Raw genomic sequence first — 23064 nt, forward strand, 5'->3', positions numbered from 1 at the left:
TCATGGCCGTGTCCGCCGACTGTCACAGACCTGTCACAGGGGTCTTTGGTGACGGTCGTCATTCGTGGGAGATGTGTGGGAGCGCTCCAGGTGTCGAAACCCGGCCCCCGCATGGGCCAGAATGAGGCCCGTGCCTTCCCTGTTGCTGATCGAGGACGACGACGCCATCCGGACGGCCCTGGAGCTCTCACTGACGCGCCAGGGGCACCGGGTGGCCACCGCTGCCAGCGGTGAGGACGGTCTGAAGCTGTTGCGCGAGCAGCGGCCGGACCTGATCGTGCTGGACGTGATGCTGCCCGGCATCGACGGGTTCGAGGTGTGCCGGCGCATCCGGCGCACGGACCAGCTGCCGATCATTCTGCTGACCGCGCGCAGCGATGACATCGACGTGGTGGTGGGCCTGGAGTCCGGTGCCGACGACTACGTGGTCAAGCCCGTGCAGGGACGGGTGCTGGACGCCCGGATCCGGGCCGTGCTGCGGCGCGGCGAGCGGGAGGCGAACGACTCGGCGACCTTCGGCAGCCTCGTCATCGACCGGGCGGCGATGACGGTGACGAAGAACGGCGAGGACCTCCAGCTGACCCCGACCGAGCTCAGGCTGCTCCTGGAGCTGAGCCGGCGCCCCGGCCAGGCGCTGTCGCGGCAGCAGCTGCTGCGGCTGGTCTGGGAGCACGACTACCTCGGTGACTCGCGGCTCGTGGACGCCTGTGTGCAGCGGCTGCGGGCCAAGGTCGAGGACGTACCGTCCTCCCCGACCCTGATCCGTACCGTGCGCGGAGTCGGTTACCGCCTGGACGCGCCTCAGTGACGGATCGGCACGGGGGGCTCCGGGGATGGGCCTCTGGGCGCAAGGGAAGTCTGTCCCGGCTGCGGTTCACCAGTCTGCGACTGCGGCTGGTCGTCGTCTTCGCGCTGGTGGCGCTGACCGCCGCCGTGTCCGCGTCCGGGATCGCGTACTGGCTCAACCGCGAGGCCGTGCTGACCCGTACGCAGGACGCGGTGCTGCGCGACTTCCAGCAGGAGATGCACAACCGTGCGGGCGCGCTGCCGGTGCACCCCACGCAGGACCAGTTGCAGCGCACGGCCGGACAGATGGCGGGCAGCAGTCAGCGCTTCAGTGTGCTGCTGGCCGGCCAGGACGCGGACGGCCGGGTGGTGTACGGCAGCTCTGGCGGGCTGAGCGGCTTCTCGCTCAAGGACGTGCCCCGGTCGCTGCTCACCGCCGTGAACAAGGAGCAGCCGGTCTCCTCGGCCAACAAGGCCCCGTACCACCTGTACTGGCAGCGGGTCACCGAGCACGGCACGCCGTATCTGGTGGCGGGGACGAGGGTGATCGGCGGTGGTCCGACCGGTTACATGCTCAAGTCGCTGGAGCCGGAGGCCAAGGATCTGAACTCGCTGGCGTGGTCGCTGGGCATCGCCACCGCGCTGGCGCTGGTCGGTGCCGCGCTGCTGGCGCAGGCAGCCGCCACGACCGTGCTGAAGCCGGTGCACCGCCTGGGCGTGGCCGCGCGCCGGCTCGGCGAGGGCAAGCTGGACACCCGGCTGCGGGTGTCCGGCACGGACGAACTCGCCGACCTCTCCCGCACGTTCAACAACGCGGCCGAGGCGCTGGAGAAGCGGGTGGCGGACATGGCCGCCCGTGACGATGCCTCCCGCCGTTTCGTGGCGGACATGAGCCATGAGCTGCGCACGCCGCTGACCGCCATCACCGCCGTGACGGAGGTGCTGGAGGAGGAGCTGGACTCCGAGAGCGGCGGCATCGACCCGATGATCGAGCCCGCGGTCCGGCTCGTGGTCAGCGAGACCCGGCGGCTGAACGACCTGGTCGAGAACCTGATGGAGGTCACCCGCTTCGACGCGGGGACGGCCCGGCTGGTCCTGGACGACGTCGACGTCGCCGACCAGATCACCGCCTGCATCGACGCCCGCGCCTGGCTGGACGCGGTGGAGCTGGACGCGGAGCGCGGCATCCACGCCCGCCTGGACCCGCGCCGTCTGGACGTCATTCTCGCCAACCTCATCGGCAACGCCCTCAAGCACGGCGGTTCGCCGGTACGGGTGTCGGTCCGGGAGGCGGACGACGAGGTGGTGATCCAGGTACGCGACCACGGTCCCGGCATCCCCGAGGACGTCCTCCCCCACGTCTTCGACCGTTTCTACAAGGCGAGCGCCTCCCGTCCCCGCTCCGAGGGCAGCGGCCTGGGCCTGTCCATCGCCCTGAACAACGCCCACATCCACGGCGGCGACATCACGGCGGGCAACTCGCCCGAGGGCGGTGCGGTCTTCACGCTGCGGCTGCCCCGGGACGCCTCCGCGCTCGCCGAGCAGACGACGGAGGGCGACGGGAACGGCGAGGACAAGGGCAGGAACCAGGGCGACGGCAGCGGCGAGAGCGCCGGTACGGCGAAGGACGGCGGCCGGAACGGCAGCCCGAAGGGGGGCGCCCGGTGACGGCACACGACGGACGGGGACGCCGGGTGCCCGTCAAGCGTCGCCTGCTGGCGCTTCCCGCCCTGGCCCTGCTGCTCGCCGGGTGCGGGATCCGCCCCACCGAGGTGCCCACCGACTTCGGCGCCGCGCCCTCGCGGGTGCCCTGCTCGCTGTCCGGGCCCGATCTGACGACGCAGACCTCGCACGGGGTGCCCGTGCAGGTGTTCCTGCTGTGCGGCTCGTCGCTGGTGGCCGTCGACCGCGTGGTGCGGGTGCCGGAGGGCACGGCGGACGCGCGGCGGCGTGTGATCGTCGCACAGGGGCTGCTGAACCAGCTCGCCACCCCTCCGTCGGCGACCGAGAAGGCGGCCGGGTACACCACGCACGTCCCGAGCGGCCTGACCGTGGCCGGGCCGCACCCCAAGGACCCCGAGGACACGCTCCGGCTGAGCACGGATCCGAGCGGCCTGAATCCGTACGCCCTCGCGCAGATCGTCTGCACGCTGTCCGACTCGGCCGCCGCGGAGGGGAACGGTTCGGTGGTCCTCGGCGGCCCCGATGACTCGCGGCTGCGCCGCTACGAGTGCACCGACCAGCTCCGGTCCCGGCCCGGCACGACGAGGCCGCCGTCGACGGAGGCCACGGACGGCTGACCCACGACGGCGCTTCAAGGCGCCCGACGAACGGACGGCGCCCTGCGCGGCGAGCGAGCCGAAGGAGCGCGCCTGTGTCGAGGGGGCGAACGCGCGGAGGCCCGAAGGCCTGAGCACGTTCGCCCCCTCGACACAGGCTTCGGCGTCCCGGAGGCGAGCCGAGCCACGAGAAGGGTGACGGAACCGATCGGGCCGAAAGGCGCGTCTTGGGGGGCGTGCAGCGTCAAGGCTCCATCGGCGGCAGCGCCGCGATCCGCATCCGCGTGACCGCGGGTGTTCTCCTCATCGCCCACCTCGCGCTCGTCGCCTGGCTGATGCTGCGTCCACTGGACGTCCCCTGGGTGATGCCGGCCAACCTGCGCCCCCTCGCCACCGTCCGCGCCGATCTGGCGCTGGGCTGGCCCGAGGCGGTCCGGCGCATCGGTGAGGACCTCGCCCTGCTGGCCCCGCTGGGCGTGCTGCTGCCGCTGGCGCACGGCAGGCTCTGCCCCTCCCCGGTCGCGTCGCTGGTGCGCACGGTCGCGGCGGGCGCCCTGATATCCGTGGGCATCGCCCTGTTGCAGACGGGCGTGCCCGGACGGGTCGTGGACGTCGACACGCTGCTGCTGAACACCGTGGGCGTGGCCCTCGCGCATCTCGCGGTCGTCCCGGCGGTCCGCTCCCGTCTCCGCCGCAGGACCGGGCGGCGGAAGGTGCCGGGGGTACGGCAGGAGGAGCCGGCTCAGGGTCGGACCCCGACGATTCCCAGGGTCGGGATCGCTCCGTGGAGCGACGCTTTGCCCCCTTCGTCTCCGTAGCGTGGATGTCAGACGGGGAGCCGACGGGGAGCCCCCCGCACACCGACAGCCCACGGAGGCAACAGATGAACGCCCTTGCCCGCCCCACCAACGGCCGCGTGATCGGCGGAGTGTGCGCCGCGCTGGCTCGGCGCTTCGGCACCTCCGCGACGACGATGCGGGTGATCTTCCTGCTGTCCTGCCTGCTGCCGGGCCCGCAGTTCCTGGTCTACCTCGCGCTGTGGATCCTGCTGCCCTCGGAGGACAAGGCGGCCCGCACGGCCTGGTAGCCACGCACGCCACCGAACGTACGACGGACTCGGGCGCCGCGGGCGCTCGGACGCCGGAGCACGCACGCCGCCGGGGCGCACCCTGAAGCAAGGGGTGCGCCCCGGCGGCGTGTCGGCGTCGGTGGGTGGTGCGGGGTGGTGCTCAGCCCACGGGGAGGCCGTTCACCGGCAGACCGTGCGTGGGCAGGCCCTGGACGGGCAGTCCGCCGAGCAGCCCGGCGACCGGCTTGGTCGGGCCGTGCTCGAGCATGCTCTGGGCCACCGGCTGCGCGGCGGCGAGGCCCGTCTCGACCGTGGGCTTGGCCTGCTTCAGCGCCGGACCGGCCCCCGGCAGCGCGTTGGCGACGTTCTCCGTCGGGAGCGCCTGGGTGACGTTGCCCAGCGCCTGGCCGGCGTCCGGGACGGCCGGCGCGGCGTTCGCGGCGCCCGCGCCGGCGGCAGCGAAAGCGGCACCGAGGGCGGCGACACCGAGGGTCTTGACGGCAGACTGCTTCATGAAAATGCGTCCTTGGCTGGAAAACGGGGAACTGAGCGGTCCACGACCGTAAACACGCCCGGCCGCCGGCCGCAAACACCGAAATGCGGACGGCTTGTGAAAACCGTCCGCACCCGGCTCTCGCCCGAAGTCCCGAGTTCAGCCCTCCGAGGCCACAGAACCGCTGGTGGAGGCGGTCTGCTGGAACAGCCACTCGGATTTCAGTGCCGCATATCCGGGCTTGATCACGTCATTGATCATGGCCAGTCGTTCATCGAAAGGAATGAACGCTGATTTCATCGCATTGACGGAGAACCACTGCATGTCGTCGAGCGTGTAACCGAATGCCTCGACAAGGTGCTCGAATTCCCGGCTCATGCTGGTGTGCGACATGAGCCGGTTATCGGTGTTGACCGTGGCACGGAAGTGCAGGCGGCGCAGCAGCCCGATCGGGTGCTCGGCGTAGGAGGTGGCCGCGCCGGTCTGGAGGTTGGAGCTGGGACACAGCTCCAGGGGGATGCGCTTGTCGCGGACGTAGGAGGCGAGTCGTCCGAGGGTGACGGTGCCGTCCTCCTGGACGTGGATGTCGTCGATGATGCGTACCCCGTGGCCGAGCCGGTCGGCGCCGCACCACTGCAGGGCCTGCCAGATGGAGGGCAGGCCGAAGGCCTCCCCGGCGTGGATGGTGAAGTGGTTGTTCTCCCGCTTCAGGTACTCGAAGGCGTCCAGGTGCCGGGTGGGCGGGTAGCCGGCCTCGGCGCCGGCGATGTCGAAGCCGACGACGCCCGAGTCGCGGTAGTGGTTGGCGAGTTCGGCGATCTCCAGGGCGCGCGCCGCGTGCCGCATGGCGGTGAGCAGGGCTCCGATGCGGATGCGCCGGCCGTCGGCGAGGGCGAGCCGCTCGCCCTCCCGGAAGCCCTCGTTGACGGCCTCGACGACCTCCTCCAGGGTCAGTCCGCCCTCCAGGTGCTGCTCGGGGGCGTAGCGCACCTCCGCGTAGACGACGCCGTCCTCGGCGAGGTCCTGGGCGCACTCGCGGGCGACGCGGACGAGCGCCTCCCGGGTCTGCATGACACCGACGGTGTGGGAGAAGGTCTCCAGGTACCGCTCCAGCGAACCGGAGTCGGCGGCCTCGCGGAACCACAGGCCGAGCTTGTCGGGGTCGTTGTCGGGGAGTTGGGAGTAGCCCGACGCGCGGGCGAGGTCGACGACGGTGCCGGGGCGGAGTCCGCCGTCGAGGTGGTCGTGCAGCAGAACCTTGGGCGCCCGGCGGATCTGGTCCGAGCTCGGGGTGTTCCCCAGGTGGGCAGTCTGGCTCGTCATTTCCGCACTCTAACGCCTACGCGCGTAGAAGTCCGCCGTTCCGGGAGCGTGCGGCAGATGGCCGGTTCCCGCCGTGTACACATCCGTCGATACGTAACGGTGACCGCACGGACGGGTGGCGTACACCGGTGCTTCTGACACTGTTCTGTCATGGCACAGCAAGCGACGCCGGTTCGCACGGCCCGGCTGGGGAGGACGCTCGGCCCGGAGCCGACGGCGGTGAGCGGAGCGGTGCTGCTGCTCCCGGGCGGCCGGGAGGTCTCGGCCCGCAGGCCCTCTTCGGTGCTGGCCAGCGCCTCCATGCGCGCGCTCGGGCGCCGGCTGGTCCGCGCGGCACGTGACGAGGGCCTGGCCACGCACGTGGTGCACTACCGCTACCGCGGCTGGAACGGCAGCGAGGCGCATCTCGCCCGGGACGCCACATGGGCGGTCGAGGAGATCGTGCGGCGCTACGGCGACGTCCCGGTGTGCCTGGCCGGCCTCGACATGGGCGGCCGGGCGGCGCTGCACGCGGGCGGGCACGAGGCCGTCAACTCGGTGGTGGCGATCGCTCCTTGGCTGCCCGAGGAGGACGTGGCCGCCTCCCCCGAACCGGTGAAGCAGCTCGTCGGGCGCCGGGTGCTGATCGTGCACGGCACCAACGACGTGCGGACCGACCCGGAGCTGTCCTTCCGGTTCGCGGCGCGGGCGAAGAAGGCGAACCGGGACGGGTGCCGGTTCGAAGTGCACGCCGACGGGCACGGATTGCGCCAGTACCGCGACGAGGTCTCCGCGCTGGCCACAAACTTCGTCATGGGCGCCCTGTTCGGTCGGCCCTTGTCACGGCCCCTCCAGGACGCGCTCGCCGCTCCCCCGCCACTGGGGCTGCGGATGCCGCTGGCGGCCGGGTTCGGCACGTCGCTGCGCGGATAGCCGCCCCTACGGCAGCAGCCTGCCGCGCCGCGACAGCAGGAAGTTCTTGAACGCGGCCACCGGGGGTGTGTCCGGGTGGCCCTCCAGCCAGGCGACACCGATCTCGCGCGCCGCGCGCGGGGCCGTGACCGTCAGTTCGGCCACCCCGGGCCGGGGTACGGGCGGCGGGGGCAGCAATGCCACCCCGAGCCCGGCGGCGACCAGGCCCCGCAGGGTCTCGGTCTCCTCGCCCTCGAAGGCCACCTTCGGCTTGAAGCCGGCCTCGCGGCACAGCGCGTCGGTGATGCGGCGCAGTCCGTAGCCCGGCTCCAGGGTCACGAAGGCCTCCTCGGCGGCCTCGGCGAGGCGGACGCGGCGGCGGCCGGCGAGCCGGTGCTCGGCGGGTACGACCAGGCGCAGCTTCTGCTCGTCGAGGCGGCGGGCGACGAGGTCGGGGGCGTCCGGCACCGGGGAGGTCAGGCACAGGTCCAGCTCGCCCGCGCGCAGCCGCTCCAGCATCGCCTCGCCGTAGTTCTGGACGAGGCTGAAGCGCACGCGGGGGTGGTCGGCGCGGAAGGCGTGGATCAGTCCGGGCACGGTCTCGGCGCCCATGGTGTGCAGGAAGCCGAAGGCGACCTTTCCGGTGGCCGGGTCGGCGTCGGCGCGCACCTCCTCGGCGGCGCGTTCGATCTCGGCGAGGGCCCGCTCGACGGAGGCGAGGAAGGTGCGGCCGGCGGGGGTGAGGGAGACGGTCCGGCCCCGGCGGGCGAAGAGGTCGACACCGAGGTCCTGTTCCAGCCGGACCAGGGCGCGGGAGAGGGTGGACTGCGGGACCCGCATCTCCTGCGCGGCCCGGGTGACGTGCTCGGTGCGGGCGACGCCGGCGAAGTGGGCGAGACGGGGTGCGAGCAGACGCGCGACCTCCTCACCGCTCTTTTCGATGTCTTCTGTGTCACCGGACGGTGACAGTCGACCTTGTGACCTTTGCTGATGCACCATGGGAACGATTATGGCGATTCCATGCATTGGACGGATGAGGCCGTCGTTCCTACGGTCGAAGCATGTCTCCCGCCGATACCGGGGCGTCCACCGTCGTGGGCGCCGCACCCGCCGTCCGCACAGCTGCCGCAACGAGCCCGGTCCGCTCGACCGCCCGCCCGGCCCGGTCCACCGCCGGTCCGGCTCCGGCCGCCTCCGACCGGACACCTTCCGCCGACTCCCGGATGACCCCGGGCGGCCCCGGCTACCGCCGGATGAGCCTCGCCCTCTTCCTGGCCGGTGTCGCGACCTTCGCGCTGCTGTACTCCACGCAGGCTCTGCTGCCGCTGATCTCCGGGGAGTTCGGGGTGGCGGCGAGCGAGGCGAGCTGGACGGTCGCGGCGGCGACCGGTGGCCTGGCACTCTTCGTCCTCCCGATGAGCGCGCTGTCGGAACGTTTCGGCCGCCGTACGGTGATGACGGCCTCGCTGGCGGTCGCGGTGGCCCTCGGCCTGCTGGTGCCGTTCGCTCCGTCGCTGGGCGCGCTGGTGGTACTGCGGGCGCTGCAGGGCGCGGCGCTGGCGGGACTGCCGGCCTCGGCGCAGGCGTATCTGGCGGAGGAGGTCCGCCCTAAGGCACTGGTCACGGCGATCGGTCTGTTCGTGGCGGGCAACAGCGTGGGCGGGATGAGCGGCCGGGTCGTCACCGGCTGGGTCGCCCAGGAGTGGGGCTGGCGGGTCGCCGTGGGGGTCGTCGGAGTGATCGCGGTGCTCTGCGCCGCGGCCTTCCGCCTGCTGCTGCCGGCGCCGAAACACTTCAGGCCGGGCTCGCTGCGCCCGCGCGTGCTGGCCGGCACGGTCCGCGACCACTTGGCCGACCCGCTGCTGCGCCGCCTGTACGCGATCGGCGCGCTGTTCATGACGGTGTTCGGCGGCGTGTACACGGTGATCGGCTACCGGCTGACCGAGGCGCCCTTCTCGCTCCCCCAGGGCATCGTCGGCTCGATCTTCCTGGTGTATCTCGTGGGCACGGTGTCGGCGTCGACGGCGGGCCGGCTGGTGGGGCGGCTGGGCCGCAGGGGCGCCCTGTACCTGGCGGGTGCCACGACGGCGGCGGGACTGCTGCTGTCGGTGGTGGACTCGGTCGCCCTCGTGCTGCTGGGCCTGGTCCTGATCACGGCGGGCTTCTTCGCCGGGCACGCGGTCGCCTCCTCGGCGGTCAGCAAGACCGCCACACACGGCCGCGCCCAGGCCTCCGCCCTGTACCAGTCCGCGTACTACATCGGCTCCAGCGCCGGCAGCACGGTCGGCGCGATGGCCTTCCACGCCCAGGGCTGGGCCGGAACGGTCGGTGTGGGCCTGCTGGCGGTGCTGGGCGTCGTGACGATCACGCTGCTCGGCTCGCGCGCGGCCCGGCTGGCGGCGCGGCGCAACCCGGCGACGGCGTAGCCGCGCGAACTCGGTCGCGGGCGTGGCCGCCACGCCCGCGACCTGCCGTTTCCTCCGCTCCGAGGGCCGTTGTCAGTGGGCTGCGGTAGCTTCCGAAATGCCGGGCGCGACGACGCGCACCGGACAGAACGGCCACAGGGGTGGGTGGACGACGATGAGCAACGGCACGGCGACGACGGCGGACCTCGACGCGGAGCTGGAGAAGTACAGGGTCGAGCTGACCGGTTACTGCTACCGCATGCTCGGCTCGTCCTTCGAGGCCGAGGACGCGGTGCAGGACACCCTGGTGCGCGCCTGGCGCAGCCACGACCGGTTCGAGGGCCGCTCCAGCCTTCGCTCGTGGCTGTACCGCATCGCGACGAACGTGTGCCTGGACATGCTGACGGCGGGCAACAAGCGGGCCCGGCCGATGGATCTGACGGAGTCGACGCCGCTGGCCCAGGCGGCACTCGCGCCCCGCCCGGACAACACATGGCTGGAGCCGATGCCGGACGGCCGGGTCCTGCCGACGGCCGAGGACCCGGCGGAGGCGGCGGTCGCCAAGGAGTCCGTGCGGCTCGCCTTCATGGCCGCGCTGCAGCAACTCCCGCCCAAGCAGCGGGCGGTGCTGATCCTGCGCGAGGTGCTGGCCTGGAAGGCGAGCGAGGTCGCCGAGCTGCTCGGGACGACGGTCGCCTCGGTCAACAGCGCCCTGCAGCGGGCGCGTGCCACGCTCGCCGAGCGGGAGGACAGGGGCGCCGTCGCCGATGTGTCCGACCCGCTCGACGAGGAGCAGCTCAAACTCCTCGAGCGCTATGTGAAGGCGTTCGAGGGGTACGACATGACGGCGCTGACCGCGCTGCTGCACGAGGACGCGGTCATGACGATGCCGCCGTTCGACCTGTGGCTGACCGGCTCCTCCGACATCACCGGCTTCATGACGACGCTCGGCGCGGCCTGCGCGGGTTCCCGCCTGCTGCCGGTGCGGGCCAACGGACTACCGGGCTTCGCCCAGTACAAGCCGGACCCCGACAAGGGCGGCTTCACGCCGTGGGCAGTGCAGGTGCTGGAGATATCAGACGGCCGGATCGCCGGGTTCCACTGCTTCCTCGACACCCAGCGCTGGTTCCCGCTGTTCGGGCTGCCCCTCCATCTCGAAGGTGAGGCCGACCAGGGCGAGCAGGGCGTGTAGCGCGGGGTCGGGGTCGCGCAGCCGGATGCGGCCCCCGGCCCGCCGGGCGGCGAGCTGCAGCCGCGCCAGCAGGTCGACGGTGCCCAGCCCCGGCGGTCCCAGTCCGCCCACGTCGCACACCACGACCCCGGCCCGGGTCGCCTCCAGCAGCCCACGCACGTCGTCGCACAGCCCTCTCACCTCGTCCCGGGTGACGGGGCCTGCGAGCACGAGCACGGCGGGTGTCATGGCGTCCACAATCGGTAGACCCCCCGACGGACGACAACTCATCGCAGCGGTGCGACCCGCCGGAGATCACATTGACCCGTCGCCCTCCTTCCCCGGAGGGTGACTGCATGCCCCATGCATCAGCACCGCCCGGGATACCCGACGGCCTCCTCCCGCCCGCCGAGGGGGCCGCGTGCAAGGGGTGCTGACCGGGTTCGCCGTCATCGCGGTCGTGATCGGGGTCGGCTATGTGATCGGGCGGCGCGGCTACCTCGGCGACCAGGGCCAGGAGGTGCTGACCAAGCTGGCCTTCCACGTGGCGACCCCGGCCCTGCTGTTCACCACGCTCGCCCGGGCCGACCTGTCGGTGATCTTCTCCAGCCGGCTGCTGGTGACGGCGATGAGCACGGCGGCAGCGGCGGGCGTCTTCGTGGCGTTCGGCGCGGTACGGCGCTGGGGCGTGGGCCGCACCACGATCGGCGCCCTGTGCTCGAGCTACGTGAACTCCGGCAACCTCGGGATCCCGATCGCCGCGTATGTCCTCGGGGACGCCTCGCTGGTGGCTCCAGTGCTGCTGTTCCAGCAGATCCTGGTGACGCCCATCGCGTTGACGGTCCTGGACCTGTCCGGCGCGGGAGAGAAGGGTCCCCTGTGGCAGCGCCTGCTCACGCCGCTGCGCAACCCGGTCGCGGTGGGCGCCCTGAGCGGTGTGCTGGTCTCGGCGACCGGTGTGCGCGTGCCCGGCCCGGTCATCGAGCCCCTCACGCTGATCGCCAACATGTCGGTCCCGGCCGTCCTGCTGGCCTTCGGCATCGCCCTGCGCGGCAGCGCGGCCCCCGGCCGGGGGCGGGACCGCCACCTGGTGCTGCTGTCGGTGGCGCTGAAGTCGGTGGGCCAGCCGGTGGTGGCCTGGGCGCTGGCGGCGGGCGTATTCGGGCTGCACGGCGCCCGACTGCTCGACGTGGTGGTCACCTCGGCCCTGCCGGCCGCCCAGAACCTGTTCACCTACGCCGGCCGCTACGGGGTGGGCGAGTCGCTGGCCCAGGAGTCGATCCTGCTGTCGACCATCCTGTCGGTACCGGTGTTGGTGGGGGTGGCGGCGCTGTTGGGGTGACGGGGTATCTGTCCACCGCCGAACTCGCTGGTGTCGATCATGTCTCCGATCGGAGCGTCACCGACCCCGGCATGCCGAACGGGACCGGCGCGGGTGCACCGATCCCGTTCACCCGTACGGCAGGTCAGGCGATGCGTTCCAGCACCACCGGCGACGCCGTGAACTCCGTGTCGCCCGCCGCGATGCCGTAGGAGCCCTCCACCGCCTCGAGCGCGTACTCGAAGCGCTCGGGGGTGTCGGTGTGCAGGGTCAGGAGGGGCTGACCCGCCGTCACCGTGTCGCCGGGCTTGACGTGCAGCTCCACGCCCGCCGCCGCCTGCACCGGGTCCTCCTTGCGGGCGCGGCCCGCGCCCAGGCGCCAGGCGGCGATGCCGATGTCGTAGGCGTCGAGGCGGGTCAGGACGCCCGACGACGGGGCCTTGACCACGTGCTGTTCCCGGGAGGTGGGCAGGGGCGCGTCCGGGTCGCCGCCCTGGGCGGCGATCATGCGGCGCCAGACGTCCATCGCCGATCCGTCGGCCAGGGCCTTGGCGGGGTCGGCGTCCTTCAGCCCGGCCGCGTCCAGCATCTCCCGCGCGAGGGCCAGGGTCAGCTCCACCACGTCCGCCGGGCCGCCGCCCGCCAGGACCTCCACCGACTCGCGGACCTCAAGGGCGTTGCCCGCCGTCAGGCCCAGCGGCGTCGACATGTCGGTGAGCAGGGCCACCGTCCTCACGCCGTGGTCCGTACCGAGGCCGACCATCGTGGACGCAAGCTCCCGCGCGTCCTCGATCGTCTTCATGAACGCGCCGGTGCCGACCTTCACGTCCAGGACCAGCGAGCCGGTGCCCTCCGCGATCTTCTTCGACATGATCGAGGAGGCGATCAGCGGGATGGCCTCGACCGTGCCGGTCACATCACGCAGGGCGTAGAGCTTCTTGTCGGCGGGTGCGAGGCCGTCGCCCGCCGCGCAGATCACCGCGCCGACCTCGTCCAGGACGCGCAGCATCTCCTCGTTGGACAGCAGCGCCCGCCAGCCGGGGATCGACTCCAGCTTGTCCAGCGTGCCGCCGGTGTGGCCGAGGCCCCGGCCGGACAGCTGCGGGACGGCCGCGCCGCAGGCGGCGACCAGCGGGGCCAGCGGCAGGGTGATCTTGTCGCCGACGCCGCCCGTGGAGTGCTTGTCCGCCGTGGGACGGGACAGCGAGGAGAAGTCCATGCGCTCGCCCGAGGCGATCATCGCGGCGGTCCAGCGGGCGATCTCCCGGCGGTCCATGCCGTTGAGCAGGATGGCCATCGCGAGCGCGGACATCTGCTCGTCGGCGACCTCCCCACGGGTGTACGCGTCGATGACCCAGTCGATCTGCTCGTCGCTGAGCTCGCCGCGGTCCCGCTTGGTGCGGATGACGGAGATGGCGTCCATGGCCATGGGGTCGGTTTCCTTCCGGGGTGCGAAGGGGACGGCCCCCCTGAGCCGCGAAGGGCGGGTCAGAGGGGCCGCGGTCGTTACTTGCTGAGGTGGTCCGGCCCGAAGGCCTGCGGGAGCATCTGAGACAGCGGCAGGATCCCCGCCGGGGTCTCCAGCAGCAGGTCCGGCCCGCCGAACTCGTACAGCAGCTGACGGCAGCGTCCGCACGGCACGAGGATGTCGCCGCGGCCGTCGACACAGGTGAAGTGGGTGAGCCGGCCGCCGCCGGTGTTCTGCAGCTGCGAGACCAGTCCGCACTCGGCGCACAGGCCGAGACCGTAGGAGGCGTTCTCCACGTTGCAGCCGGTGACGGTGCGGCCGTCGTCCACCAGGGCGGCGACGCCGACCGGGTAGCCCGAGTAGGGCGCGTAGGCGCGGCACATCGCCGCACGCGCCTCCTCGCGCAGTGCCGCCCAGTCGACCGTCGTCGCGTCCGTCACTTGCCCTGTCCCTTCCGGTACCGCATGCCGTCCGCTTTGGGCATCCGCAGCCGCTGAGCGGACAGCGACAGCACCAGCAGCGTGACGACGTACGGGGTGGCACCCACGAAGTCGCCCGGCACCTCGTCCGTGAGCAGGTACCAGACCAGAACGAGCGCGGCCATGACGGCACTGGTCACACCCTGCCACAGGGCCTTGCGGTACAGCTTCCAGCCGGCGAGAGCCGCGAGAAGAACAACCAGGAGGAGCAGCAGCGCGTGCACGGTCACGCCACCGCTGCGCAGCTGCAGTGCGTCCGAGAAGCCGAACAGCCCCGCGCCCATCGCCAGTCCGCCGGGTCGCCAGTTGCCGAAGATCATGGCGGCAAGACCGATGTAACCGCGGCCGCCGGTCTGGCCCTCCAGGTAGATGTGGGAGGTGACCAGCGCGAGGAAGGCGCCACCGAGTCCGGCGAGGCCGCCGGAGACGGCCACGGCCGCGTACTTGTACTTGTAGACGTTGACGCCGAGCGACTCCGCGGCGATCGGGTTCTCGCCGCAGGAGCGCAGGCGCAGACCGAACGGGGTCCGCCACAGCAGCCACCAGCTCGCGACGAACAGCACCGCCGCCAGGACCGTCACCACGGACAGGTTGGTGACCAGTCCGCCGAGGATCCCCGCCAGATCGGAGATCAGGAACCAGTGGTGCTTCTCGATCGACTGGAGGGCGTCCGAGAGGCCGGGCACGTCGATGTTCGGCAGCGAGTCCGAGGGCGGGGACTGCTTGGGATTGCCGCCCGCGTCCGCCGCCTTGCCCTCGGAGAAGAAGAGCTTGGCGAGGTACTGGGTGGCGCCGAGCGCAAGCAGGTTGATGGCGACACCGGAGACGATGTGGTCGACGCCGAAGGTGACGGTCGCGACGGCGTGCACCAGGCCGCCCAGGACACCGAAGCCGATGCCGCACAGCAGGCCCAGCCAGGGGCTGGACTGCCAGCCGATCCAGCCGGCACCGAAGGTGCCGAGGATCATCATGCCCTCGAGGCCGATGTTGACCACACCGGCCCGCTCGGACCACAGGCCGGCCAGGCCGGCGAGGCCGATCGGCACGGCCAGGCCGAGCGCGGCGCTGATCTGTCCGTCGGAGGTGAGCTGGTCGGCGCCGGTGATGACGCGGACCGCGGCCACGAGCAGCAGTGCGCCCACGACGATCATGAGCATCTGGCCGAGGGAGCGGCCCGAACCCTTGCCCGCGGTGTCCGCCTTGGGCGCCACGGGCGGCGGCGTGTCGGTCATCGTGGCAGTCATCGCGCCACCTCCTGCTGCTTCTCGGTCGGGGCGGCGGCCTGGGCGGCGAGCTCGGCACCGACCCGCTGCTGCTGGCGCTTGAGGCCGTATCGCCGTACGACCTCGTAGGCGATCACGACGCACAGGACGATGACGCCCTGGATGACGCCGAGGATCTCCTTGTCGTAGCCCTGGAACTCCAGGTGGTTGGTGGTGCGCTCCAGGAAGCCCCACAGGAGGGCGCCGAGCGCGATGCCGATCGGGTGGTTGCGGCCGAGCAGCGCGATGGCGATGCCGGTGAAGCCGATACCCGCCGGGAAGTCGTTGCTGAACCGGTGGCTGTCGTTGAGGAGGGTGGGCATGCCGATCAGACCGGCCACCGCACCGGAGATGATCATGCTGGTGGCGACCATCTTCTTGACCCCGACACCGCTCGCGGCGGCGGCCGTCTCGGACTGGCCGACGGTGCGAAGGTCGAAGCCGAACCGGGTGCGACCGAGCACGAACCAGTACCCGACGCCCACGATCACGGCGACGACGATGAAGCCCCACAGCACGCCGGCCGGTCCGGTGTCGATGCTGAAGAAGTACGACGAGGTGGGCAGCGGCTTGGTGGAGACGAGGGTGCCCGCCTGGTCGAGCTGGCCGAGCTTTCCGGGCTGCAGCAGGTAGGCGATGATCGCGGTGGCGATGGAGTTGAGCATGATCGTCGAGATGACCTCGCTCACTCCGCGCGTCACCTTGAGGAGGCCGGCGATGGCCGCCCACAGAGCGCCGGTCGCCATGGCGCACAGCATGATCAGCGGAATGGCGATCCAGCCGGGGACGGTGAGTGCCCCGCCGAGGACCGCGGCGATGAACGCGGCGAGCCGGTACTGGCCGTCGACGCCGATGTTGAACAGGTTCATGCGGAAGCCGAGGGCCACCGCGACGCCGGCCAGGTAGTACGTCGTCGCCTTGTTCAGGATGTAGACCTGGCTGTCGCTGGCGGAGCCGTAGGTCACCATGTCGCTGAAGGCGTCGCCCGGGTTCTTGCCGGTGGCGAGGATCACCAGGGTCGTGACGACGAGCGCGGCGACGACGGCCAGCAGCGGCGCCGCGATCCCGAGGAGCAGCCGCTCCTTGTCGATCCGTTGGGTCAGCTTGTTCATCGGTGGTCGTCCTCTGCGTGCTCCAGGTGGCCGGTGGCCGCACCCGTCATGGCGGAGCCGAGCTCCTCAGGGGTGATGGTGGCGGGGTCGGCGTCGGCGACCAGGCGGCCGCGGTACATCACCCGCAGGGTGTCGGAGAGCCCGATGAGCTCGTCCAGGTCGGCGGAGATCAGCAGCACGGCCAGGCCCTTGCGGCGGGCCTCGCGGATGTGGTCCCAGATCGCGGCCTGCGCGCCGACGTCCACGCCCCGGGTGGGGTGGGCGGCGATGAGGAGCTTCGGGTCGTGGCTCATCTCGCGGCCCACGATCAGCTTCTGCTGGTTGCCGCCGGACAGTGAGGCGGCCGTCACCTCGATGCCCGGGGTGCGCACGTCGTAGGCCTCGACGATGCGCTCGGTGTCGGCGCGGGCGGCCTTGGTGTCGAGGAGTCCGCCGCGCGAGTTGGGCCGCTCGGTGACATGGCCGAGGATGCGGTTCTCCCACAGCGGCGCCTCGAGGAGCAGGCCGTGGCGGTGGCGGTCCTCGGGGATGTAGCCGACGCCGGCTTCCCGGCGGCGGCGGGTGGGGGCGTGGGAGATGTCGGTACCGTCGAGCGTGATGACGCCGGCATCCGGGTCGCGGATGCCCATGATGGCCTCGACCAGTTCCGACTGGCCGTTGCCCTCCACACCGGCGATGCCGAGGACCTCGCCCTTGTGGATGGTGAAGGAGATGTCGGCGAGGACGATCCGCTCGACGCCGTCGAGGTCGGTCTGGGCCAGTCGCAGGCCCTCCACCCTGAGGAGCGGGACGTCCGTGACGGTGGACTCCTCGGTCTCCGGCGTGGGAAGTTCGCTGCCGACCATCAGCTCGGCGAGCTGCTTGGTGGTGGTCGTCCTCGGGTCGGCCGTGCCGACCGTGGTGCCGCGCCGGATGACGGTGATCTCGTCGGCGACGGACAGCACCTCTCCCAGCTTGTGGGAGATGAAGATGACGGTGAGCCCCTCGGCCTTCAGCTCGCGCAGGTTGTCGAAGAGGGCGTCGACCTCCTGCGGCACGAGGACGGCGGTGGGCTCGTCGAGGATGAGGGTCTTGGCGCCGCGGTAGAGAACCTTGAGGATCTCCACGCGCTGCCGGTCGGCGACGCCGAGTTCCTCCAGGAGGACGTCGGGCCGCACGTTCAGGCCGTACGCGTCGGATATCTCCTTGATCTTCGCGCGTGCCTTGGAGCCGATGCCGTACAGCTTCTCCGCGCCGAGGACGACGTTCTCGAGGACGGTGAGGTTGTCGGCGAGCATGAAGTGCTGGTGCACCATGCCGATGCCGCGCGCGATGGCGTCGGCGGGGTTGTGGAAGGTGACCTGTTCGCCGTTCACGGTGATGGTGCCCTCGTCCGGCTGCTGCATGCCGTAGAGGATCTTCATCAGGGTGGACTTGCCGGCGCCGTTCTCACCGCACAGTGCGTGGACGGTGCCCGTACGGACCGTGATGTCGATGTCGCGGTTGGCGACGACACCGGGGAAGCGCTTGGTGATGCCGCGCAGTTCGACGGCAGCGGGAGGGCTGGACGCGTTGATGGCGCACTCTCCTCGGGGAAAGGGGCTGCGGGGGGAGGGCAGGCGTCGGCGACGCTAGCGCGGCAACTCACTGCTACGCGCGTAGAGTTGACACATTGTTATGGCTCGACGAGGGGCCGAGGAGTGGCCCCTCGTCGAGCCGGGGTCCGACGGGACCCATCAGGTCACGGGGTGGTCTTGACCTTGATGCCGCCGTCGACGATCTTCTTCTTCGCCGCGTCCAGCTTGGCCTGGATGTCGTCGATGAAGCCGCCGCTGGTGGCCAGCGAGACACCGTTCTTGGCGAGCGAGTAGGAGTTGACGCCCGTCAGCGGCTTGCCGTCGTGGGTGGCCTTGATGAAGTCGTAGACACCGACGTCGACGTTCTTGACCATCGAGGTCAGGATCGAGTTCTTGTACTTGGCCAGGCCCGGGATGTTGTACTGGTCGGAGTCCACGCCGATGGCCCAGGCGCCCTTGGCGCCGCTGACGGCCTCGATCGCGCCGTTGCCGGAGGAGCCGGCCGCCGAGTAGATGACGTCGGCGCCCTTGTCGAGCATGCCCTGCGCGGCTTCCTTGCCCTTGTCGGGGCTGGCGAAGCCGGAGGTGTCCGAGCCGTGGCTCAGGTACTGCGTCTCGATTTTGATCTTCGGGTTAGTGTCGTGGACACCCTGGACGTAACCCGCCTCGAACTTCTTGATCAGCGGGACGTCGACGCCGCCGATGAAGCCGACGTGGTCCTTCTTCGTCTTCAGCGCCGCGGCGACACCGGCCAGGTAGGAGCCCTGCTCCTCGGTGAAGGTGATGCTGTCGACGTTCTTGGCGTCCACCACCGAGTCGACGATGCCGAAGCTGGTCTTCGGGTACTTCACGGCGACCTTGGCCAGAGAGTCGGAGTACGCGTAGCCGACACCGATGATCGGGTTGTAGCCGGCCTCGGCCAGGTCCGACAGGCGCTGCTCGCGGTCGGCCTCGGTGTCCGAGGTCTTGGCGGTCAGCTCCTTGATCTCGCCGCCGAACTCGCTCTTGGCCTTGTCGGCACCGCGCGCGGCGGAGTCGTTGAAGGAGCGGTCACCACGACCGCCGACGTCGAACGCGAGACCGATCTTGACGCCCTTGCCACCGCTCGAGGAGGAGGACGACGACTTGTCGTTTTCGGAGGACGTGCTGCCACAGGCGGTGGCAGACAGTGCGAGTGCTGCGGTGGCGAGACACGCAGCGGAAAGCTTGGCTACCCGGCGCACGGGAAGGCTCCTTCACCTGACCTGAGCGCCATGTCGGCGCTTGATGTGAGCACCACTCCAGTGCTCGAACCGAGACGCCCCGACGGCGTCGGCTTCGGCATCGTAACGCGCGTAGATGTCAGAAAAAGACCTCTACCAAAGCCGTTATCGATTCGAGGCAAACGGCGCCTGAACTCAAGGTCTGGCGGTTCCTCGCGGGGATTTCAGGCAGTGCGCGACTGGCCTGTTCCCGTCGTATGCCGGGCTGCGCGACGGCCCCCTCAGGGGCCGCCGCTCGCCGGTCCACCGCTCATCGGGCCGCGGCGTGCAGCAGGGCGGCCGCCGTGAACAGCTCAACGCCCACCCGGATCGCGGACTCGTCCGCGTCGAAGTCGCCCTGGTGCAGGTCGCGCAGGGTCCGCTCGCCGGGGGTGCGCACGCCGAGCCGGGCCATGGCTCCGGGCACGTGCTCCAGGTACCAGGAGAAGTCCTCGCCGCCCAGGCTCTGCTCGGTGCCCTCGACGGAGGCCGCGCCGCGCCGCGCCACCATGGCCTCGCGCAGCAGTTCGGTCACCTCCGGTTCGTTGACGACCGGCGGCACCCCGCGGACGTAGTTGATCTCCGACTTGGCCTTGTGCAGGTTGGCGACCTCGTCGATCGCGGCGACCACGATGTCGGGCGCGTGCCGCCAGGCCTGGATGTCCAGGCAGCGCACGGTCCCGGAGAGCTCGGCATGCTGCGGGATGACGTTCGGGGCGTGCCCGGACTCGACGCGTCCCCAGGTCACCGCCAGCCCGGCACGGGTGTCGACGCGGCGGCCGACGAGCGCGGGCACGTCGGTGACGACCCGGGCGACGGCGGTGACGAGGTCGGTCGTCAGATGCGGCCGGGCGCTGTGCCCGCCGGGGCCGTCCAGGGAGACCTCGAGCCGGTCGCAGGCGGAGGTGATGGCGCCCTGCCTGAGCCCGATCATCCCGGCGTCCACCCGGGGGTCGCAGTGCACGGCGACGATCCGCCCCACACCCTCCAGCACGCCGGCCTTGATGGCCTCGGCGGCACCGCCCGGCAGCACCTCCTCGGCGGGCTGGAAGACCAGCCTCACGGGGCGGGGCAGCAGCCCCTGCTGGTGCAGTTCGGCGAGGACCAGCCCGGCGCCGAGCACCACGGTGGTGTGCACGTCGTGGCCGCAGGCATGGGCGCGGTCGGGCACGGTGGAGCGGTAGGGGCACTCGCTCTTGGTGTCCGGGATGGGCAGCGCATCGATGTCGGCGCGCAGCGCAAGGATGCCCTGTGCCCGGCCGCCCCCCTCCTCTCCCAGCGGGCCGCCCCTCTCGTCGCCGTAGCCGTCCGTACCCGCGTCGGCTCCGATGTCACAGACGAGTCCGGTTCCGCTCGGGAGCACACGGGGTTCGAGCCCGGCCTCCTCCAGCCGCTCCTTGATCGCGGCGGTGGTGCGGAACTCCTGGTTGCCGAGCTCCGGGTGCATGTGCAGGTCGCGACGGAACGCGACGAGTTCGGCGAACAGCGCCTCCGGCAGGGTGCCGGGCAGGACGGCTTCCGCGGGGAGATCGGCCTCGGACTCTGGGGACATCAGTTGCTTCACCCTCTGAAGGGTATGACGCCGGGACGGTCAACTGACCCTCGATCAACAAAACTTCAGCCCGTTAGGGGAAGAAAAACCGGCCGTCGGCGCATAGCTATCGGCTGGGATGGGTACACTCGCCCGTCTTGACCGGCCGAGCGGATCACGGAATCCCCGGGAGAGCGGCAGCCACCACTTCCTTGGCACCCGTCCCACTGTGCTTTTCTCCAGGCATACCACGCTTCACTTGAGGCACGCCCGAATTGTTCACCTGACGGACGGCCCCGGGACGGTCCGCGGACGGCTGCCGGCCTGCTCACCGTGCCCCCGCTGACCAGGCGAGCGAAGGGGCAACGGGCCGGACCCGGCCGGAGCCGGACCGGAAGGAGGCCGTCAGCCGGTCTGGACCGTCCGGGCGATGCGGTGCACGTCACGGGCGGTCCCCGTCACGCCGGACAGAAAGCCCTGAGCCCGGGGCGAGGCGTGCGCCGTCAGCCAGGCCGGGTCGATGTCGCAGACGGCGACACGGACGCCCGTGCCGGCCAGCGCCAGCGGCAGCGTGTGCACGACGGTGGACGGGAAGCTCAGGACCGTACGGCCGATCGGGCCACGCCGGGCGATCAGCTCCAGCGGCAGGTCGGGGCGGACCACCTCCAGGCCCGTCCGCACCGCCAGCCGGTGCAGCTTGTCCGCGCTCTCGCGGCGGTGGGCGAAGTAGCGGGTCGCACCGTGGGCCTCGGCGAGGGTGCGTACGGCGTCGAGGTAGCGGTCGCCGTCCACGACGCCGGTCTCGACGAGTGAGGTGCCCACGAGGTCGGCGCCGGTGGTGATGCGGGGCGGGCCGAAGCGGGAGCGGGTCCAGGAGAAGCCGTTCGCCGTGACCGTCACGCCGTCCGGGGACTCGTCGATCGGCATGGAGGAGAAGACCTCCACCCGGCGGCCCGGCCGGCTCCCGCCCGGTGTCAGCCGGCGGCGGGCGGCGGCCGACACCGGGGCGAAGAGCAGGTCGCGCGGGCCGGGCCGGCCGCCCTTGCGGTGCCAGCGCACCAGCCGTTCACCGCGGGCGAGTTGGGCGACGAACTCCATCGTGGCCGTGCCGTCGTCCACGACCACGAGGTCGCGTGCCTTCGTGATCGTCAGCAGCAGCTGCACGTACCGCGAGAACGGATCCCCCATCACCACCCGTTCGGCACGCCGCAGCAACGGGGTCAGCCCGCCGATGGTCTGGAACGGAGCGGCAGCCCCGCCCCGCGCCTCCTCCCACCGGACCTCGTACCCCTCGTCACGGGCCAGCTCGGCCATCCGCCGCAACTGGCCACGGGTCATCGGATCCGTCGGGGACAGCACGACGACCGTCAGCTGCGGCGCGGCCTCCTCCCGTCTTCGCGTCCCACGCCTGGTCTGCGACGGGACGAGCGGCAGGACGGGCGGTCCGCCGGGACCTGCCCCGTCCTCGCCCGCGTCGGCGCCCAGGGGCCTCCGGCCGTCGCCGGACGGTCCGGCGCACTCCGCCTCCTTGGGTCGCTCGTTCCTCGTGAGGCCGTGGGTGTGCGCCCATTCCAGGACGTTCAGCAGCTGGACCGGGCTCTCGACGAAGGCGAGGGTGTGGGGGCTCATCGGTGGGCGACCGTTCCGTCGTCTGGGGATCCGTAACGGGATCGGGAGGCTCGGTCTCACACCGCGACCGGCTCGCCGGCCGCCGCGGCGATCTCCGCCTCGGCGACGACACCGGTGACGCGGCGCAGCTTCTTCATCGGGGCGAGCTCGGAGTCGTAGACCTTCTTCACGCCGTCGCCGAGGGACGCCTCGATGGTGCGGATGTCGCGGACCAGGCGCGTCAGGCCCTGCGGTTCCACGGAGGCCGCCTGGTCCGAGCCCCACATGGCGCGGTCGAGGGTGATGTGGCGCTCGACGAAGGCCGCGCCGAGGGCGACGGCGGCCAGCGTGGTCTGCAGGCCGGTCTCGTGGCCGGAGTAGCCGATCGGGACGTTCGGGTACTCCTTCTCCAGCGTGTTGATCACGCGGAGGTTCAGTTCCTCGGCCTTGGCCGGGTAGGTGGAGGTGGCGTGGCAGAGCAGGATGTTGTCGCTGCCCAGGACCTCCACCGCGTGGCGGATCTGCTTCGGGGTCGACATGCCGGTGGACAGGATGATCGTCCGGCCGGTGGCCCGCAGGGCGCGCAGCAGCTCGTCGTCCGTCAGGGACGCCGACGCCACCTTGTGCGCGGGCACGTCGAACTTCTCCAGGAAGGCGACCGCCTCGGTGTCCCACGGGGAGGCGAACCAGTCGATGCCCTTCTTCTTGCAGTACGCGTCGATCTGGCGGTACTCCTCCTCGCCGAACTCGACGCGGTGGCGGTAGTCGATGTAGGTCATCCGGCCCCAGGGGGTGTCGCGCTCGATGTCCCACTGGTCGCGCGGGGTGCAGATCTCGGGCGTGCGCTTCTGGAACTTGACGGCGTCGCAGCCGGCCTCGGCGGCCGCGTCGATCAGCTTGAAGGCGTTCTCGATGTCGCCGTTGTGGTTGATGCCGATCTCACCGGTGACGTAGACGGGGCGGCCGGGGCCGGCCTCGCGCGAACCGAGCGTGCGGATGCGGGAGTTGGTGCTCATGGTGGGATTCGTCCCTTACTTGTGCTCGTTGGACTGGGTGGGGAGGTCGAGGG

Annotated in this window: 22 protein-coding genes; 9 read left to right on the forward strand and 13 right to left on the reverse strand. The window is 71.3% G+C overall.

All coding sequences use genetic code 11. From position 1 onward, the window contains the following. Positions 1 to 130: 130 nt before the first annotated feature. From afsQ1 to BZY54_RS44595, 5 genes are all read left to right on the forward strand, one after another. Complete coding sequence (gene afsQ1, locus BZY54_RS44575) at positions 131 to 808, forward strand: two-component system response regulator AfsQ1 (protein WP_037868090.1); 678 nt, start codon at positions 131 to 133, stop codon at positions 806 to 808. Further along, positions 805 to 2454, forward strand: a complete 1650-nt coding sequence (locus BZY54_RS44580; RefSeq protein ID WP_086731066.1) for a sensor histidine kinase — start codon at positions 805 to 807, stop codon at positions 2452 to 2454. Before afsQ1 ends, BZY54_RS44580 begins: the two co-directional genes overlap by 4 nt. Next, entirely contained in the window at positions 2451 to 3086 is a 636-nt protein-coding gene (locus BZY54_RS44585) for a GerMN domain-containing protein (RefSeq protein WP_244217638.1), read from the forward strand. Before BZY54_RS44580 ends, BZY54_RS44585 begins: the two co-directional genes overlap by 4 nt. 215 nt (positions 3087 to 3301) lie before the next feature. Further along, positions 3302 to 3883, forward strand: a complete 582-nt coding sequence (locus BZY54_RS44590; protein ID WP_086731067.1) for a VanZ family protein — start codon at positions 3302 to 3304, stop codon at positions 3881 to 3883. Between the two features lie 65 nt (positions 3884 to 3948). Next, positions 3949 to 4152: a PspC domain-containing protein gene (locus BZY54_RS44595; RefSeq protein ID WP_086731068.1), complete on the forward strand. Its 204-nt coding sequence runs from the start codon at positions 3949 to 3951 to the stop codon at positions 4150 to 4152. Positions 4153 to 4294: 142 nt separating this feature from the next. Here the strand turns inward: BZY54_RS44595 and BZY54_RS44600 are convergent, their stop codons facing one another. Both BZY54_RS44600 and BZY54_RS44605 read right to left on the reverse strand, forming a co-directional pair. Then, a complete protein-coding gene (locus tag BZY54_RS44600) occupies positions 4295 to 4648 on the reverse strand; it encodes an ATP-binding protein (protein WP_086731069.1) in 354 nt (117 codons plus the stop codon). Between the two features lie 138 nt (positions 4649 to 4786). Next, positions 4787 to 5950, reverse strand: coding sequence for an adenosine deaminase (locus BZY54_RS44605; RefSeq protein WP_086731070.1), 1164 nt, complete (start codon positions 5948 to 5950; stop codon positions 4787 to 4789). Positions 5951 to 6100: 150 nt separating this feature from the next. Here BZY54_RS44605 and BZY54_RS44610 point away from each other — a divergent pair, with 150 nt between their 5' ends. Further along, positions 6101 to 6862: an alpha/beta hydrolase gene (locus tag BZY54_RS44610; RefSeq protein WP_086731071.1), complete on the forward strand. Its 762-nt coding sequence runs from the start codon at positions 6101 to 6103 to the stop codon at positions 6860 to 6862. A 6-nt stretch (positions 6863 to 6868) separates the two neighbouring features. On the opposite strand, the gene BZY54_RS44615 is transcribed toward BZY54_RS44610, so the two are convergent. Next, positions 6869 to 7840: a LysR family transcriptional regulator gene (locus tag BZY54_RS44615; protein WP_086731072.1), complete on the reverse strand. Its 972-nt coding sequence runs from the start codon at positions 7838 to 7840 to the stop codon at positions 6869 to 6871. A gap of 62 nt (positions 7841 to 7902) precedes the next feature. Here BZY54_RS44615 and BZY54_RS44620 point away from each other — a divergent pair, with 62 nt between their 5' ends. Next, a complete protein-coding gene (locus BZY54_RS44620; protein ID WP_086731073.1) occupies positions 7903 to 9267 on the forward strand; it encodes an MFS transporter in 1365 nt (454 codons plus the stop codon). A gap of 154 nt (positions 9268 to 9421) precedes the next feature. Next, positions 9422 to 10438 (forward strand): sigma-70 family RNA polymerase sigma factor, encoded by a 1017-nt coding sequence (locus BZY54_RS44625; protein ID WP_086731074.1) that lies wholly within the window; start codon positions 9422 to 9424, stop codon positions 10436 to 10438. Here BZY54_RS44625 and BZY54_RS44630 read toward each other — a convergent pair. Then, the gene (locus BZY54_RS44630; RefSeq protein ID WP_244217639.1) at positions 10322 to 10666 is read right to left on the reverse strand and encodes an STAS domain-containing protein; all 345 of its coding nucleotides are present in this window, start codon (positions 10664 to 10666) and stop codon (positions 10322 to 10324) included. The two genes, BZY54_RS44625 and BZY54_RS44630, sit on opposite strands and share 117 nt — an antisense overlap. 172 nt (positions 10667 to 10838) lie before the next feature. On the opposite strand from BZY54_RS44630, the gene BZY54_RS44635 reads away from it, so the two are divergent. Further along, a complete protein-coding gene (locus tag BZY54_RS44635; RefSeq protein WP_086731075.1) occupies positions 10839 to 11759 on the forward strand; it encodes an AEC family transporter in 921 nt (306 codons plus the stop codon). A 124-nt stretch (positions 11760 to 11883) separates the two neighbouring features. Here BZY54_RS44635 and BZY54_RS44640 read toward each other — a convergent pair whose 3' ends face one another. The 9 genes from BZY54_RS44640 to BZY54_RS44680 all read right to left on the reverse strand — a co-directional run bounded on the left by BZY54_RS44640 (position 11884) and on the right by BZY54_RS44680 (position 23011). Next, positions 11884 to 13167, reverse strand: a complete 1284-nt coding sequence (locus BZY54_RS44640; RefSeq protein WP_086731076.1) for a thymidine phosphorylase — start codon at positions 13165 to 13167, stop codon at positions 11884 to 11886. Positions 13168 to 13244: 77 nt separating this feature from the next. After that, a complete protein-coding gene (locus BZY54_RS44645) occupies positions 13245 to 13646 on the reverse strand; it encodes a cytidine deaminase (protein WP_086731077.1) in 402 nt (133 codons plus the stop codon). Then, the gene (locus BZY54_RS44650) at positions 13643 to 14929 is read right to left on the reverse strand and encodes an ABC transporter permease (RefSeq protein ID WP_086731078.1); all 1287 of its coding nucleotides are present in this window, start codon (positions 14927 to 14929) and stop codon (positions 13643 to 13645) included. Before BZY54_RS44650 ends, BZY54_RS44645 begins: the two co-directional genes overlap by 4 nt. Then, positions 14926 to 16059, reverse strand: a complete 1134-nt coding sequence (locus tag BZY54_RS44655) for an ABC transporter permease (RefSeq protein ID WP_086731079.1) — start codon at positions 16057 to 16059, stop codon at positions 14926 to 14928. Before BZY54_RS44655 ends, BZY54_RS44650 begins: the two co-directional genes overlap by 4 nt. Further along, positions 16056 to 17582 carry an ABC transporter ATP-binding protein gene (locus tag BZY54_RS44660; RefSeq protein ID WP_208640959.1) on the reverse strand — a complete coding sequence of 509 codons (1527 nt, stop codon included), beginning with the start codon at positions 17580 to 17582 and terminating at the stop codon, positions 16056 to 16058. Before BZY54_RS44660 ends, BZY54_RS44655 begins: the two co-directional genes overlap by 4 nt. Before the next feature lie 197 nt (positions 17583 to 17779). Further along, positions 17780 to 18838, reverse strand: coding sequence for a BMP family lipoprotein (locus tag BZY54_RS44665; protein ID WP_086731081.1), 1059 nt, complete (start codon positions 18836 to 18838; stop codon positions 17780 to 17782). Positions 18839 to 19127: 289 nt separating this feature from the next. Further along, on the reverse strand, positions 19128 to 20408 hold the full coding sequence (locus BZY54_RS44670) for an amidohydrolase (RefSeq protein WP_086731082.1): 1281 nt from the start codon (positions 20406 to 20408) through the stop codon (positions 19128 to 19130). A 384-nt stretch (positions 20409 to 20792) separates the two neighbouring features. Continuing rightward, on the reverse strand, positions 20793 to 22016 hold the full coding sequence (locus tag BZY54_RS44675; RefSeq protein ID WP_086731083.1) for a hypothetical protein: 1224 nt from the start codon (positions 22014 to 22016) through the stop codon (positions 20793 to 20795). Positions 22017 to 22072: 56 nt separating this feature from the next. Continuing rightward, a complete protein-coding gene (locus BZY54_RS44680) occupies positions 22073 to 23011 on the reverse strand; it encodes an N-acetylneuraminate synthase family protein (protein ID WP_086731084.1) in 939 nt (312 codons plus the stop codon). Between the last annotated feature and the right edge of the window lie 53 nt (positions 23012 to 23064).

Source organism: Streptomyces carpinensis, assembly GCF_002154505.1.
GTDB classification, from domain to species: Bacteria; Actinomycetota; Actinomycetes; order Streptomycetales; family Streptomycetaceae; genus Streptomyces; species Streptomyces carpinensis.